Raw genomic sequence first — 15,381 nt, forward strand, 5'->3', positions numbered from 1 at the left:
ACAATCCTGGCATGACCATGACCCCAGAATCCCCCCTGTTCGTGCACCTGCGCAGCCACTCGGAATTTTCCGTGGTGGACAGCATCGCGCGCATCCCCGACCTGATCCAGCGTGCAAGCACGTTTGGCCAGCCGGCCATGGCCATCACCGATCTGGCCAACCTGTTTGGCTGGATCAAGTTCTACAAGGCGGCCCGCAAGGCCGGCATCAAGCCCATTGTCGGTTGCGACGCTTGGCTGCAGAACCCGGCGGATGCCGACAAGCCGTTTCGCATCCTGCTGCTGGCCACTGGCCATGACTCCTACCTGGAATTGTGCGAACTGCTGACGCGGGCCTGGATCGAGAATGTCCATCTGGACAAGGCCGAGTTTCGGCGTGAGTGGCTGAATGGCAAGCGTGGCCTGATCGTGCTGTCCGGCGGCCGCATGGGCGACATAGGCTACGCACTGGAGGCGGGGCGCGCGGATGACGCCCGCCAGCTGGCGCGTCAATGGGCAGCCGATTTTCCAGGCAGTTTCTTCATCGAGCTGCAGCGTGCCGGCTTCGAGCAGGACGAGCCCTATGTGCAGGCGGCGCTACGCCTGGCCGCCGACTGTCGGTTGCCGGTGGTGGCCACGCACCCGATCCAGTTCATCTCGCCCAGCGATTTTCGGGCGCACGAGGCCCGGGTCTGCATCGCAGAAGGCGAACTGCTGGGCAACCCCAGGCGCGTGCGGCGCTTTACCGCCGAACAGTACATGCCCGACAGCGCCGAGATGGCGCGCCGCTTTGCCGATGTGCCGTCGGCGATCGCCAATTCCGTGCAGATCGCGCGCCGCTGCAATCTGACGCTGTCGCTGGGTCACCCCCAACTGCCGCTGTTTCCAACGCCGGACGGCGTCTCGCTGGACGACTACATGGTGAAGCTCGCCAACGAGGGGCTGGTGCGGCGCATGGCGCAGCTATATCCGGATCCGCAGGAGCGGGCACGCCAGATGCCTACCTACCAGGAGCGACTGGATCGCGAATGCCAGGTGATCGTGGGGATGGGTTTTCCGGGTTACTTCCTGATCGTGCAGGACTTCATCAATTGGGGCAAGAGCCATGGCGTGCCTGTGGGCCCGGGCCGGGGTTCGGGTGCCGGGTCGCTGGTGGCGTTCAGCCTGGGCATCACGGACCTGGACCCGCTGCGCTACGACCTGCTGTTCGAGCGGTTCCTCAACCCCGAACGCGTGTCCATGCCGGACTTCGATGTGGATTTTTGCCAGGACAATCGCGAACGCGTCATCGAATACGTGAAGGAGAAGTATGGCCGTGATGCCGTGAGCCAGATCGCGACCTTCGGTACGCTGGGGGCGAAGGCCGTCGTGCGCGACGTGGGGCGGGTGCTGGAGATGCCCTACAGCGTCTGCGACAACCTGTCCAAGATGATTCCCTTCAATCCGGTGGACCCCTGGTCGCTGGACCGCACGCTCGAGAACGAACCGGCCTTCAAGGAGCGCTATGACAGCGACGAGGAAATTCACGCCCTGATCGACCTTGCTCGTCCGCTGGAAGGCCTGACGCGCAACATCGGCATGCACGCGGGCGGTGTGATCATCGCACGGGGGAAGCTGACCGATTACACGCCGTTATATTGTCAGCCGGGCAGCGAGTCCAGCGTCGTGTCGCAGTACGACAAAGGCGACGTGGAAGACGCCGGCCTGGTGAAGTTCGACTTTCTGGGGCTACGCAACCTGACTATCCTGGACTGGGCGGAGCGCTATGTGCGCGAGTTCAATCCGGACAAGCGCGACTTCAACCTGATGAGCCTGCCGCTGGACGATACCGCGACTTATGACCTGCTGTGCTCGGCCAACACGACGGCGGTCTTCCAGCTCGAAGGGCGGGGCATGAAGGAGCTGCTCAAGAGCATGCAGCCCAACGTGTTCGAGGACCTGATCGCCTTGCTCGCCCTGTTCCGCCCCGGGCCGCTGGAATCCGGCATGGTGGTGGACTTCGTCAATCGCAAGCACGGCCGTGCCAAGGTCGATTATTTCCATCCGGACCTGGAACCAGTGCTCAAGAGTACTTACGGCGTCATCGTCTACCAGGAACAGGTGATGCTGATTTCCCAGATCATCGGCGGCTATTCGCTGGGTGGCGCTGATCTGCTTCGGCGCGCCATGGGCAAGAAAAAGCCCGAGGAAATGGCCAAGCACCGGGTGATCTTCCAGGAGGGCGCAGTCAAGAAGGGCTACGACGCGGATCTGGCTGCCCATCTGTTCGACCTGATGGAAAAATTTGCTGGCTACGGGTTCAACAAAAGTCACTCGGCCGCGTATGCGCTGATTTCCTACCAGACCGCGTGGTTGAAGGTCTATCATCCGGCCGAGTTTCTAGCGGCGACCATGCTCTCGGATATGGATGACACCGACAAGATCCAGGTGTTCTGGCGTGATGCGCTGGACAATGGGGTAGCGGTGTTGCCGCCGGACGTGAACGCCTCCGGCTACCGCTTTGCCCCGGTGTTCGACGACCATACAGCGCGCGGTGAGCCGCCCCGCACCATCCGCTATGGACTGGGCGGCGTGAAGGGCACCGGCCATGCCGCGGTGGATGCCATCGTCGCGGCCCGCGAAGCGGGTGGGCCCTACGCCAGCCTGTTCGATTTTTGCGCGCGCGTGGATCGGCATACCGTCAATCGGCGCACCATCGAGGCGCTCATCCGCGCTGGCGCCTTCGACAGCCTGGAGCCCAATCGAGCCGCTTTGCTGGAAACCCTGGGCAGTGCGATCGAGGCAGCCGAGCAGGCGGCCCGCGATGCCAATCAGGCCTCGCTCTTCGATGACAATTCGGATGAATTGGTGGCCGGCGAGCTGGCCCGGGTCGAACCCTGGGACCTGGAGACCCGGCTGAGGGAAGAGAAGGCCGCGCTGGGGTTTTATTTCAGCGGCCATCTGTTCGACGCCTGGCGTGACGAAGTCCGCCGTGTCGCGCCCACGCCGCTGTCGCGCCTTGCTCCTTCCAAGGGCACCCAATGGCTCGCCGGCGTGCTGGCCGCCGTCCGCCCCCGCATGACCAAGCGCGGCAAGATGATCTACGCATTGCTGGATGATGGCTCGGCACAGGTCGAAGTCGCCATTTTCAACGAGCTCTACGAACAGTATCGCCATGCCCTGAAGGAAGACCGGCTGCTGGTCATCCAGGGGCGAGTGAGCCACGACGATTATTCAGGTGGGCTGCGGGTCTCTGCCGAGGATCTGTACGACTTGCAGCGGATCCGCGAGGCGCGGGCGCGCAGCCTGCGCCTGAAGATGCCCGTACGCCCGGACCTGCGGCGGCTGCAATCGTTGCTCACCCCCTGGCTCTCGCGGGAGTCGGGTGTCCCGGTGGAACTGCGGGTGGCGCAAAGCCGTTATTCCTGTCTGCTGCGGTTGGGCGATGACTGGAGGGTACGGATGGACGACGCGTTGATTGCGGGTGCGCGCGACTGGCTGGCCCGGGAAAATGTGGAGATCTTCTACGGATGAAGCCCGTCCCCATTCGTGTCATCAATCTGGTGGAGCGTGCGGACAGGCGTGAGCAGATCGCCGCGCAGTTTCAACGCCTGGGAATCAGCGCCTATGGCTTTTTCGAGGCGGTGGATGGCCGGGTACAGCCGGGCCATCCGCTGTTTCGCCGCTACGATCCGGCGGCACGGGAGCGGTTGAGGGGACCGGGGCGTGGCCTGAAGGGGTCTCAATTGGGGTGTTACGCCAGCCATTACCTGCTATGGGAAGAGTGTGCAGCACTGGGAGAACCGTTGGTGGTGGTCGAAGACGATGCCATCCTGCTGGACAATTTTCCGGTCTTCCTGCAGCATGCCCGAGAACTTGCGGGTCTCTGGCCGTTAGTGTGGCTGCACGACAACGACAAGCGAGGGCGTGATCCTACGTTGGTCGTGGGACGCATCGGGCCGTTCGAGTTGCACAAGAAGCTCAAGACCCACTACCGGACGGTTGCGTATCTGATCAACCCGCAGGGCGCGCGGGATCTACTGCGCTATAGCCGGACGTGGATCTATCCGGTCGACGATGCGATGTGCCGCTTCTACGACCATGGCGTGGAAAGTATCCAGATCTGCCCGCATTGCGTGACTCACGACAACGATTCGGTGTCGGACATCACGGGTCCCGAGGCGTCTGCACCCCTGTCGCTGCGCGACATCCTTCGCCGTGAGTCGATCAAGGCGGTGGATCAGATGCGGCGCCTGGTGCATAACCTTCGTTTCCGCCTGCGGTACCGGCGTTCGCGGCCATGAAACCGCTACGCATCTTGCAAACCGAGGCTGCCACGGGATTTGGCGGTCAGGAACAGTACATTTTCCGCATGATGTGCGCGATGCGCGACCTGGGGCATCACCTGGAGGCCGCCTGTCAGCCGCACGCGCAGCTCACCAACCGCCTGACGGATGCCGGGTTCACCGTGCACACGCTATACACGGATGGCCCGGTCAATTATGTCCGTGGCGTCGTGCGCCTGCGGGCCATCCTGCGGCGCGGCCGCTTCGACGTGCTCAACACCAACAGCCGCCGCGACACCTTGTTGGCCGGTGTGGCGGGGCGTCTTGCCGGTACACCGCTCATCGTGCGCACCCGCCATCTGGCCAAACGCGTGGGTTCGTTGCTGTCGTATACCGGCGTGCCACACCGCGTGTGCACCAGCAGTGAATTCGTGCGAGGCCTGCTGCTGGCCAAGGGCGTGGATCCAGCGCATGTGTGTGTTGTCCACCCATGTATCCAGGAAGGCTACTGCACGGCGGACCGGACGGGGGCATTACGCAGTGAGCTGGGGCTGTCCGCCGACGATATCCTGGTTGGATGCGTGGCCGTGATGCGTGAGGAGAAGGGACACCGCGACCTGATCGAAGCGATGGAGCCGCTGCTGAATGATCTGCCGGCTGTCCACCTGATTCTGGTGGGTGGGGGCTCGCCCGGGTTCGAGCAGATCTCGGCGCTGGTGGCAGACCGAGGGTTGACGGGCCAGGTGCATTTGCTGGGGGCGCGTTCGGATGTGATCCGGATCATGCCGGATCTGGACGTGTTTGCGTTGGCGACCCACATGGAGGCTGCCGGCATGGTGTTCGCCGAGGCGGGTGCTTGCGGGGTTCCAGTCGTCGGTACTCGCGTGGGGGGGGTGCCCGAGATGGTGGATGCGGGAAATAGCGGGCTGCTGGTCCCGGTGGGAGACGTATCCGGACTGCGGGAAGCGATTCGGGTGCTGATTCTGGATCCCGACCGGCGCGAGCGCATGGGAGCGGCTGGCCGGGCTTTTTGCTGCGATGGTGAGCGCTTCAGCCCTCGGGCCATGGCGCGGCGCATGGAGTCCACCTATCGGGAATGGTTGCGCCAGCGGGGCTTTGAAGACTCTGGAGACCAGCCATGAAATTGTCGGTCATCGTGATCACCAGGAATGAGGCGGCCCATATTGTGGACTGTCTGGACTCGGTGGCGTTCGCCGATGAGATCATCGTGCTGGATTCGGGCAGCACGGATGCCACATGTGAGTTGGCGCGCGCACATGGCGCTCGCGTCGAGGTGAATGCCGAATGGCCGGGATTCGGTCCGCAGAAGAACCGCGCGCTGGATCTGGCGACAGGAGACTGGGTGCTGTCCCTGGATGCCGACGAGCGCGTGCCACCCGAACTGGGTGAGGAGATCCGACGGGTTCTGACGCGCCCGACGGCCGAAGGCTACCGGATGGCACGGTTGTCCAATTTCTGCGGTCGCTGGATGCGACATAGCGGCTGGTGGCCGGATCGCGTTCTGAGGCTGTTCCGGCGGCAGGCGGGCCGTTTCACGGACGATGTGGTACATGAACACGTGGAGGTCGACGGGCGGGTGGCAACCTTGTCCGGGCATCTGCTGCACTACCCCTATGCCAGCCTGGAAGCCTTCATCGACAAGATCAACCGGTATTCGTCGGAAGCTGCCTTGAAGGCGCATGCTCATGGTCGGCGAACGACTCTGGTGGGGCCGTTTGGTCACGCGGCCTGGACGTTCTTGCGCCATTATGGGCTGCGGCGAGGCTTCCTGGACGGCTGGCAGGGTCTGGTGCTGGCCGGCATGGCTGCCACTGGCAGCTTTTATCGCTATGCCAAGCTATATTGGCTGGGCCGGCGCTCGCGCTGACTGGCGCTCCGTCGACCGGGATCCCTGCCTGGCGGGATGGCGTCGATAGGCGCGCGCCGTGTGGTCCCCTATAATTCGCGCATGATTCCCATTCTGATGTATCACCAGATCGGCGAGCCAGCACCCAAGGGTACGCCTTACCGTGGCCTGACGGTTCACCCGGCGCGATTCCGTAGCCAGATGACTTGGCTGCGGCGGCTGGGCTACCGTGGCCTGTCGATGCGGGACCTCATGCCTTATGTGCGGGGTGAAAGGCATGGAAAGGTAGTGGGCATCACGTTCGACGACGGCTACCGGAACGTGCTTGAAAATGCATTGCCGGTCCTTCGGGATGTGGGTTTCACGGCCACCAACTACTTCGTGGTTCGCCAGTTGGGCGGTGGCAACGTCTGGGATTACCCGGAAGGCGTGCCACATGCCGATCTGATGTCAGCCGAGGAGCTTCGGGCCTGGGCGCAGGCCGGGCAAGAGGTTGGTTCCCATACGTTGAACCACCCCTTCTTGCCGGATTTGTCGCATGAATTGGCCGTCAACGAGATCCGCAATTCCCGTGATGCGCTGGAACAGATATTGGGCGCTCCGGTGGAGTCGTTCTGCTACCCCTACGGCGGGCAGTCGCCTGGCCTGCGCCAGGTGGTCCGCGAAGCGGGCTACGGCAACGCCACCACTACCGAGCGGGGCCTGGTGCGGCCGGACGACGACATCATGGGATTGCCGCGCATCTTTGTGGCCCGGTCGGCGTATTTGTTGCGATTCCTGCAAAAGACTCTGACGACGCTCGAAGACCGCCGCCGTCGCCGCGCCGAGGCTGCGGCTGACCGTGTCTGACCGTCCGCTTTCCGTCGCCTTCGTCGTGGACCGATTCGGGTCGCGGTTCGGCGGTGCGGAAGCCTACGGGGTGTCGCTCATGCGCGAGCTGGTGGCAGTCGGCCACCACGTCACGGTTTTTGCCCGTGAGTACGACCCGGCCTGCGATCTGCAGTTGCCGTATCAGCAGATCACGGTTGGCCACCGCTGGCCGAGCTGGATCCGGGTGTGGCTTTTTGCGCGGCGGGCGGCTCGGGCCACGCACGATCGGTTCGACATTGTCCACTCCCACATGAACGGCTGGTGCGGCGATGTGGAAGTCGTGCACGTCACGCCCGTGCGCTATCGCTGGCGGGTGCAGGCCATGCCGGCGTTGCGGCGGTGGCTCTCATGGATCAGCCCTCGCGTGAGGACCTATCTGGCGCTGGAGGCCCGTCGCGTTGCTGCCCGACCGGGGCATCGCGTGGTGGCTGTCTCGCAACTCATCGCATACCAGTTGGGTCAGGCCTATTCCACTGATCCGTCGTCTTGGCCAGTTATTCCGCCCGGGGTGGCGCCGGCGGCACCTCCCGATGTCGATGCCCGCCGTCGGTTCAGGGCGGAGCTCGGGCTGCCGGACTCGGTGACACTCTGCCTGATGGTGGCGCGCAATCCCATGCGCAAGGGCTTGCCTACCGTGCTGCGTGCCCTAGAGTATTTGCCGGATGCCGTGCATCTGCTGGTGGTGGGCACGAACTCTGCGGCGCGTGAGTGCGTGGCACATGCCCCAGACACCGTTTCGGCCCGGGTGCATCTGGTGGCCGAGACGTCGCGAGTCGAGCCCTATTACCGGGCTGCTGACATTTTTGTGCATCCAACCCTGAACGACAGTTTCGGCATGGCGCCGCTGGAAGCCATGTCCTTCGGACTGCCCGTGGTCCTGAGTCCCGCGCCCTGGTGCGGATTTGCGCAGTATGTGGAGCCGGGCATCAGCGCCCTGGTCCTCAGTCATCCCGAGCAGGCCGAGGAATTGGCGAGGTCCGTCGAGGCACTTCGCACGGACGACGCGCTGAGAGCACACTTGCTTGGGGGTGCGCAAAGGGTGCTGGAGCGGCATTCCTGGCCGGAAGTGGCCCGCCAGTTCATGGCGCTTTATCGCGTCATCCTGTCCGAACGGGCCGGCCGCTCAGGCCCAGCCGCGGAGCCAGTAGACGAGCATGCCCAAGTATTCCTTGACGATGGAACGACTGGCATGCAAGGTGAGCAGATCCGGCAGCCAGAATGAAAAATCAGGCTCGTCGGGCACGACGATCTGCGGCGGCGAGGGCGCTGCAACGGGGCTCAGTCCCTGCTTCTGGAAGGTAGCCATGGCGCGTGGCATGTGCAGCGCCGATGTCACCAGCAGGAAGTCCTGAATTCCGCGTGCACGCAGGATCTGGGCTGTGTAGAGGGCATTCTGATGCGTAGTCAGGCTGTGGTTTTCCCGCACGATCGCGTCGGCTGGCACGCCGTCGCGTTCCAGTGCCGCAGCCATGACGGTCGCCTCGCTGCGGCCGCCGTCCAATGCGGCTCCAGAAACGATGATGAGCGGTGCACGCCCTGCCTCGTAAAGATGTGCGGCCGTGTCTGTGCGCAGGACGGCGGTCTTGCCGTTGTAGGGCTCGAACCAATTGCGCCGGCCGCCCAGCGTGTTGCCGCCCAGCACCACGATCGCCGGCTCGACCGGCAGTGATTTTGCGGGCTCGTGCGGGTATCGCTGCTCCAGCATGCCGCCAGCCCATAGCGAGGTGGTCGGCAGCGACCAGAAGGTGATCCAGGCGATGGCTGTAGCGGCCAGGAATCCGGCAGTTTTGCGCCAACGCAGGATGAACAGCAGGGTAGCCACCACCAGTAGCGTGATGGATAGGTTCAGTGGAATGATGAGATTGGCGAGAAACTCAGTAATGCTCATGCAGCGGACGGGTTCTGGAGTGTATCGAGGACGGCCGACAGGACTTCGGGTTCGCGCGGCCAGGTGTTCATTTGCCCCAGACGCAGCGCGCGGTTGGACCAGGGGCCTGTACGGCTGGGGCTTGTGACCCCAAAGAGCGTGATCTGGCGGGCGCAGGCGGCGGCAGCCAGGTGAGAGACACCCGAATCATTGCAGACGACGACGGCCGCATGGCGGGTGAACGCTGCGAAGGCGCCCAGGCCCAGCGGCTCCAGCAGCTGTGCACTGGGGGCTGTGGCCTTTGCCGCCGCCTGTTCGGCTGGTGGAGGCACCATGACGACGGTCACTCCCTGTGCTTGCAGAGATCGTGTCAGTCCGTCGAAACCGCTCCAGACCTTGGCGCGGCCATGATGCAGGCCTGTCGCCGTTGGTGCGATCAGCACAAAATGTCCGTGGCTCAGCCCGGCCTGTGCCATGGCCTGTTCGGCCTGGGTTTCGTGGGCGATGGCGGAGTGCCAGTCCAGGTCGGGACCGAGATCGGCCTCTGGCTCGGCCATACGCCATTGCGCCAGGGCGAAGCGGGTCAGGTGGAACCAGGACTGTACGGCGTGCAGCGGCTCGCGCGGTTTGCTGCAAGGCCAGCGCAACAGAGGGCTGCGCCCATCGTCCCGGTAGCCTGCACAGCGCAGCCCCGCGAAACGGAAGACCAGCGCGCTGGAGAGCGAGTCAGGCATCAGCAGGCCGTAGGCGTGCCGGTGGCGGGCCTCGCGGCGGGCGTTGTGAACGGCTGCGCGGTCAGCCCGCAAGCGGCCTCGCATGGGCACGAATCCAGCCAGCGGGTAGGCCGCCAGCAGGTCCCGAGCCCACTCGCGCGCGCAGGCGACGACGGGGTGGCCGGTGGCGATCAGGGCGTCCAGGCTGGGCAGGCTCATGCAGACGTCGCCCACCCAGTTGGGCAGGCGGACATAGATGGCTTGGCTGGGTGTCTGGATCAACGCGAGGGCTCCAACGGGATCCCGCCGGGCGTGCGCGCGAGCCGGCAGGCTAAAATGCGTGATTCCCAAGTATATAAGAGAGTGTGCCGTTGATGACTCCTACCGACCCGCCAGTGGATAGTCGCCCGGTGCGACTGGAACTGTGGCGGCAGATCTATCGGCGACTGGGAAAGGACTGGAAGGTCGGCGTGCTTGCACTGGTGCTGCTGAGCGTTGCCTCGGCCACGCAACCGTTGCTGGCAGTCATCATGAAGCCGCTGCTCGACGAGGGCTTCACGGGTTCGGAGCCCTCTTATGTGTGGTCCATCCCGCTCGCCGTCGTGGCGCTCATGCTGTTGCGCGGTCTGTGCACCTTTGGCGGCACCTACCTGATGTCCTGGGTGGCGAACAACATGCTGCTCGGGTTGCGCCGGGAAATGTTCGAGCGCCTGTTGGGCATGTCGGATGAGACTTTCCGGACACGGGACCGCGGTCGGCTCCTGAATCGCTTCACGATCGATGCCGGGAATGTCAGCGGGCTGTCCACCGAGGTGATCCGCGTCCTGGTGCGCGAGTCCCTGACTGTCGTCGCGTTGCTGGCGGTGCTGCTGTACATGTCCTGGCAGCTGACGCTCATCGTGCTCATCATGTTGCCGCTTTCGGTGCTGACGGGGCGCTATTTCGTGCGCCGGCTGCGTCGCATCAATCGCGACACCATCAACATGAACGCCGAGCTCACCCGCGTGGTGTCCGAAGGGATTTCGGGACAAAGGGTGATCAAGCTCTTTGACGGTTACGCACGCGAGCGCGAGCGCTTCGGCTACGTGAACGCGCGCCTGCGCCGCTTTGCCATGCGCGCTGCCAGCGCGGATTCCGCGATGTCGCCCATCTCGCAGTTCTTCGTCGCGCTGTCGGTGGCCATCGTGGTGGCCGTCGCGCTTTATCAGGCCAACCACCAGGGGCTGACCGTGGGCAGCTTTGCCGCCTTCATGGCCGCCCTGGGGCAAATCTTCGACCCCCTGAAGCGCTTGACGAATATCGCCGGCTCCACGCAGCGTATGTTGATTTCCGCCGAGAGCGTGTTCGCCCTGATCGAGGAACCGATCGAGCGTGATGACGGGGTGCGCGAGGTCCCGAAACGCTTACGGGGCAGGGTGGAGTTCCGGAACGTCACGCATACTTTTGCCGGTGCGGGGCGAAATACGCTGGAGTCGGTCAATCTGACTGCTGAGGCGGGTCAGACGGTGGCGCTGGTGGGCCGTTCGGGCAGTGGCAAGACCACGCTGGTCAGCATGCTGCCCCGTTTCATCGACCCCGTGTCGGGGCAGGTCCTGATCGACGGTATCGATGTCCGCGAGCTGCGCTTGCGCAGCCTGCGCTCACAGTTGTCGCTGGTCAGCCAGGACGTGGTCATGTTCGAGGGCACCATTGCCGAGAACGTAGCCTACGGTGTGCAGGGTGAGGTCCCCCAGGATCGGATCCGTGCTGCGCTGGAAGCGGCCAGCCTGCTGGATTTCGTGGACAGCCTGCCCGATGGCCTGGCGACACAGGTCGGTAGCAATGCCAGCTCGTTGTCGGGCGGTCAGCGCCAGCGCCTGGCGATTGCGCGCGCGCTCATCAAGAATGCCCCCATCCTGATCCTGGACGAGGCGACTTCGGCATTGGACAATGAGTCCGAACGGCAGGTGCAGGCTTCGCTGGAGAAGCTGATGCAGGGCCGCACCACGCTGGTCATTGCACATCGCCTGAGCACGGTCCAGAAGGCCGATCTCATTGTGGTGCTCGACGCCGGCAGGATCGTGGAGACCGGTCGGCACGCCGATCTGCTGACTCGGGGCGGCCTCTATGCCACCCTGTATCGCCTGCAATTCCAGGACGAAGAGTGATTTTTTGGAGTACGCAATGAAGATGATCCTTGCGCTGGCATCCTTGGCCGTGCTGTGTTCCTGTGCCAGCCAGCCAACCGGGCTGACGCTCAATGAACTGGAAACCCCGCGCCACCAGGTGACGGAGCGCCGGCGCTTGCCGATTGACTTTCCGGCGGTCCAGCAGAACCTGTTCCGGCATGCGGCGGTGTGCCACCAAACCTATACCTTCGAGATGGATCCCCGCCAGTCGGCCTACGCCCGGGTGGTGTATCGCCCGACGCCATCGGCTGGCTGGGACCAGAGCGTGGTGGTGACGCTCACTCTTCTGCAGAACCGCTCCATTAATCTCAAGGCCTACAGCTACCGGCCCGGCCAGTTGGATCGGGTGCGCAGGATGTTGACTGCCATGATGAAGCCCGACTCCTGCGGCATCGACAATAGCTGGGAAAACAAGGGCGACTTCTGATCGCGGGCTCCCGTATGGATCGGATGGCCAGAGCGCGGCCGCCGGGTTCCGGAGCCTCGGTCGGGGAGTGGCATCAGAGCAGCACCAGGTCGTACTGCTCCTGGCTGTAGCTGGCCTCGACCGCCAGCGAAATGGGCTTGCCCACAAAGTCTCCCAGCATGGCCAGGTGCTGGCTTTCTTCTTCCAGGAACAGGTCGATCACATCCTGGGACGCCACGATGCGGAATTCCCGGGGATCGAATTGCCGCGCTTCGCGCAGGATCTCCCGAAGGATTTCGTAGCAGAGCGTGCGCGGCGTGCGCACGGTACCGCGTGACTGGCACGTTGGGCAGGGCTCGCAGAGCTGGTGCGCCAGTGAGTCGCGGGTCCGCTTGCGCGTCATTTCGACCAGGCCGAGCTGGCTGAAGCCGCTGACGGTCACGCGGGTACGGTCATGGGACAGTGCCTTGTTGAGTTCTGCGAGGACTGAGGCCTGGTGGTTCTCGTCGTCCATGTCGATGAAATCCAGGACGATGATGCCGCCCAGATTGCGCAGCCTGAGCTGGCGGGCGATGGCCACAGCTGCTTCCAGGTTGGTCTTGAAAATGGTGTCGTCAAAGTTTCGTCCGCCGACGTAGCCCCCCGTGTTGACGTCCACGGTCGTCAGGGCCTCGGTCTGGTCGATGATCAGGTACCCGCCCGATTTCAGCCCTACCCGCCGTGACAGCGCCTGCGCAATTTCCTCGTCCACGTTGGCGGTGTCGAACAGCGGCCGGTTGCCGCTGTAGTGGTGGATGCGGTCCATGACTGATGGCGTGTAGTGCCCGGCCCATTCCAGCAGTTCCTGGGTCATCGCCCGGGAGTCGACCTGGATGGCCTGGATGTCTGGCGTCACCATGTCGCGCAGCACGCGCTGCGCCAGCGTCAGGTCGGTGTAGACGGTAGCGGGAACGGAGGCCTCCCTGGTGCGCGCCTGGATGTTGCTCCACAGCGTGCGCAGGTAGCTGATGTCGGCGGCGAGTTCTTCGTCGGTGGCGTCTTCAGCCTGGGTGCGCACGATGAAGCCGCCGGGCTCGCCCTCGGGCCTGAGTGCCTGTACACGGTCGCGCAGCGCCTCCCGTTCTGCCTCGTTGCCGATGCGCTGGGAGACGCCAATGTGCGGTTCGTGCGGCAGATACACCAGCATGCGCCCCGCGATGCTGATGTGGGTGGAGACGCGGGCGCCCTTGGTGTTGATGGGATCCTTGATCACCTGCACCAGCAGTGGCTGTCCCTCGAACAGCAATTTCTCGATCGGGATGGCGGGCGTGTGCTCGCTGTTATTGCGTGCGTGACGGTTCTCCCGCAGGTCTGCGACGTGGATGAATGCGGCCCGTTCCAGGCCGATGTCGACGAACGCGCTTTGCATGCCCGGCAGCACGCGCGCCACGCGGCCCAGATACAGGTTACCGACGAATCCGCGCTGGATGCTGCGCTCGATGTGCAACTCCTGTGCGACGCCCTGGGACGTCAGCGCGACACGGGTCTCGAATGGCGTGGTGTTGATCAGGATCTCTTCGCTCAACGACATCGATGTCCTCGGGAAATGAATGACGACCAGTTTAGACCACCCGCCCAAGGCCCGGAGGACCCGGCCGGATGCCATCCGTCCTGTCACAGGCCGGTGTGTTGCTGATCTTTCCAGGAAAGTACCGGTGCTTTGACTGGCCATGGGATGGCCAGCTTGGGGCAGTTCCAGGCAACCCCGTGCTCGTCATCGGGGTCGTAGTAGTCAGTGCATTTGTACTGAAAAATCGCGAAGTCGCTGGTGACGCAGAATCCGTGGGCGTAGCCCGGCGGAATCCAGATCTGCCGATGGTTGTCTTCCGACAGCTCTACGCCCAGATGTTGGCCATAGGTGGGCGACGCAGGGTTGACGTCGGCCGTCACGTCGAAGACAGAGCCAGCGAGAATCTGGATCAGGCGCCCCTGGGGATGGTGCTGTTGAAAATGCAGTCCGCGCAGCACATTGTGCTGTGAGCGGGAGACGTTGTCCTGCACGAATGGAAGGGCGATGCCGGCCTCGTCCTGGTAGCGTCTGGCGCTGAAGGCCTCCAGAAAGTATCCGCGCGGGTCGCTGAATACGCGCGGCTCGATCAGGCATACGCCGGGCAGATGAGTCTCGATGACCTTCATTTAGGGCTCTCCTGGGTAAGGCCGCGTGATGTCGACTGTGTGTGGCATAGGATAGCGCGGCATGGCTGCCGGACTTGGCTTGCGCGGCGTAAAACAAGCGTGCTATAGTTCGGTCTCTTCGCGGCACGGCGCCCGGGTTAACCCTGGTGTTACAGTTTCAAGTCATTGATTTGTCGGCATTTTTGCCCGATCGATGGTGGGGCTGGCAGCGGGGGGCGCGGCGTAAGTCGCGGGTTTTGGCGGCTTGACTTTGGAACACCTCGCGTGCTTTAATTTCGGGCTCGATGGCAGGACATGAAGATCTGGTTTGAGCGGATCCTCGGGTGCGCCGGGTGGTTTTTGGGTGGATCGTGAAGGGCGGTTTTTTCACGGTTTGCGCCACCGGCTGCGCTTGACAGGGTTTGCGAAGTTCTTCATAATCTCGCTTCTCTGCTTGACCGCAGTTCTTCGCCTCACGGCGAACTCGTTCTTTAACAACTTAACAGCCGATAAGTGTGGGCGCTTGAGGTAGCTTGGGTCTGGTCACAGGCACAACGCAACAAGTGCTCACAGCAAACAGAAATGAAGAAGTAAGGTTGATTAGTTTCAGCCTGTCTTTTTCTTTTTGAGTGATGCATAGCGAACGTATGACCTGTCTGTCTTTGGACGGACTGGAAGTACAAACAACAGAGATTGAACTGAAGAGTTTGATCCTGGCTCAGATTGAACGCTAGCGGGATGCTTTACACATGCAAGTCGAACGGCAGCGCAGGGAGCTTGCTCCCGGGCGGCGAGTGGCGAACGGGTGAGTAATGTATCGGAACGTGCCCAGTAGCGGGGGATAACTACGCGAAAGCGTGGCTAATACCGCATACGCCCTACGGGGGAAAGAGGGGGATCGCAAGACCTCTCACTATTGGAGCGGCTGATATCGGATTAGCTGGTTGGTGGGGTAAAGGCCCACCAAGGCGACGATCCGTAGCTGGTTTGAGAGGACGACCAGCCACACTGGGACTGAGACACGGCCCAGACTCCTACGGGAGGCAGCAGTGGGGAATTTTGGACAATGGGGGCAACCCTGATCCAGCCATCC

12 protein-coding genes and 1 rRNA gene are annotated in these 15,381 nt (G+C 63.3%); 9 read left to right on the plus strand and 4 right to left on the minus strand.

Going from position 1 to position 15,381, the window contains the following annotated elements:
- Positions 1-11: 11 nt before the first annotated feature.
- The 6 genes from dnaE (at position 12) to EPN31_RS03160 (ending at position 8,202) form a co-directional block, all read left to right on the plus strand.
- Positions 12-3,491: a DNA polymerase III subunit alpha gene (gene dnaE / locus EPN31_RS03135; RefSeq protein ID WP_291769336.1), complete on the plus strand. Its 3,480-nt coding sequence runs from the start codon at positions 12-14 to the stop codon at positions 3,489-3,491.
- Positions 3,488-4,261, plus strand: coding sequence for a glycosyltransferase family 25 protein (locus tag EPN31_RS03140; protein ID WP_291769339.1), 774 nt, complete (start codon positions 3,488-3,490; stop codon positions 4,259-4,261). Before dnaE ends, EPN31_RS03140 begins: the two co-directional genes overlap by 4 nt.
- Positions 4,258-5,385 (plus strand): glycosyltransferase family 4 protein, encoded by a 1,128-nt coding sequence (locus EPN31_RS03145; protein WP_291769342.1) that lies wholly within the window; start codon positions 4,258-4,260, stop codon positions 5,383-5,385. Before EPN31_RS03140 ends, EPN31_RS03145 begins: the two co-directional genes overlap by 4 nt.
- Positions 5,382-6,131, plus strand: coding sequence for a glycosyltransferase family 2 protein (locus tag EPN31_RS03150; RefSeq protein ID WP_291769345.1), 750 nt, complete (start codon positions 5,382-5,384; stop codon positions 6,129-6,131). Before EPN31_RS03145 ends, EPN31_RS03150 begins: the two co-directional genes overlap by 4 nt.
- Positions 6,132-6,212: 81 nt before the next feature.
- Positions 6,213-6,959: a polysaccharide deacetylase family protein gene (locus EPN31_RS03155; protein WP_291769347.1), complete on the plus strand. Its 747-nt coding sequence runs from the start codon at positions 6,213-6,215 to the stop codon at positions 6,957-6,959.
- Complete coding sequence (locus EPN31_RS03160) at positions 6,952-8,202, plus strand: glycosyltransferase family 4 protein (protein WP_291769350.1); 1,251 nt, start codon at positions 6,952-6,954, stop codon at positions 8,200-8,202. Before EPN31_RS03155 ends, EPN31_RS03160 begins: the two co-directional genes overlap by 8 nt.
- Here EPN31_RS03160 and EPN31_RS03165 read toward each other — a convergent pair.
- Together EPN31_RS03165 and EPN31_RS03170 are read right to left on the minus strand one after the other, a co-directional pair.
- Entirely contained in the window at positions 8,104-8,868 is a 765-nt protein-coding gene (locus EPN31_RS03165) for a YdcF family protein (RefSeq protein ID WP_291769353.1), read from the minus strand. The genes EPN31_RS03160 and EPN31_RS03165 overlap by 99 nt on opposite strands.
- On the minus strand, positions 8,865-9,779 hold the full coding sequence (locus EPN31_RS03170; RefSeq protein WP_291769397.1) for a glycosyltransferase family 9 protein: 915 nt from the start codon (positions 9,777-9,779) through the stop codon (positions 8,865-8,867). The genes EPN31_RS03165 and EPN31_RS03170 overlap by 4 nt, the downstream gene beginning before the upstream one ends.
- Positions 9,780-9,934: 155 nt before the next feature.
- Between EPN31_RS03170 and msbA the strand changes: the two genes are divergently transcribed.
- Complete coding sequence (msbA, locus tag EPN31_RS03175; RefSeq protein WP_291769400.1) at positions 9,935-11,707, plus strand: lipid A export permease/ATP-binding protein MsbA; 1,773 nt, start codon at positions 9,935-9,937, stop codon at positions 11,705-11,707.
- Positions 11,708-11,723: 16 nt separating this feature from the next.
- Entirely contained in the window at positions 11,724-12,155 is a 432-nt protein-coding gene (locus EPN31_RS03180) for a hypothetical protein (RefSeq protein WP_291769356.1), read from the plus strand.
- A 73-nt stretch (positions 12,156-12,228) separates the two neighbouring features.
- On the opposite strand, the gene rng is transcribed toward EPN31_RS03180, so the two are convergent.
- Together rng and rfbC are read right to left on the minus strand one after the other, a co-directional pair.
- Positions 12,229-13,698, minus strand: coding sequence for a ribonuclease G (gene rng / locus EPN31_RS03185; RefSeq protein WP_291769403.1), 1,470 nt, complete (start codon positions 13,696-13,698; stop codon positions 12,229-12,231).
- Between the two features lie 89 nt (positions 13,699-13,787).
- Positions 13,788-14,309 (minus strand): dTDP-4-dehydrorhamnose 3,5-epimerase, encoded by a 522-nt coding sequence (gene rfbC, locus EPN31_RS03190; protein WP_291769359.1) that lies wholly within the window; start codon positions 14,307-14,309, stop codon positions 13,788-13,790.
- 674 nt (positions 14,310-14,983) lie between these two features.
- Here rfbC and EPN31_RS03195 point away from each other — a divergent pair.
- Positions 14,984-15,381, plus strand: a 16S ribosomal RNA gene (locus EPN31_RS03195); the annotation flags it as partial.

The sequence above is a fragment of the Castellaniella sp. genome (assembly GCF_004321985.1).
In the GTDB taxonomy this organism is placed as follows: Bacteria; Pseudomonadota; Gammaproteobacteria; order Burkholderiales; family Burkholderiaceae_B; genus Castellaniella.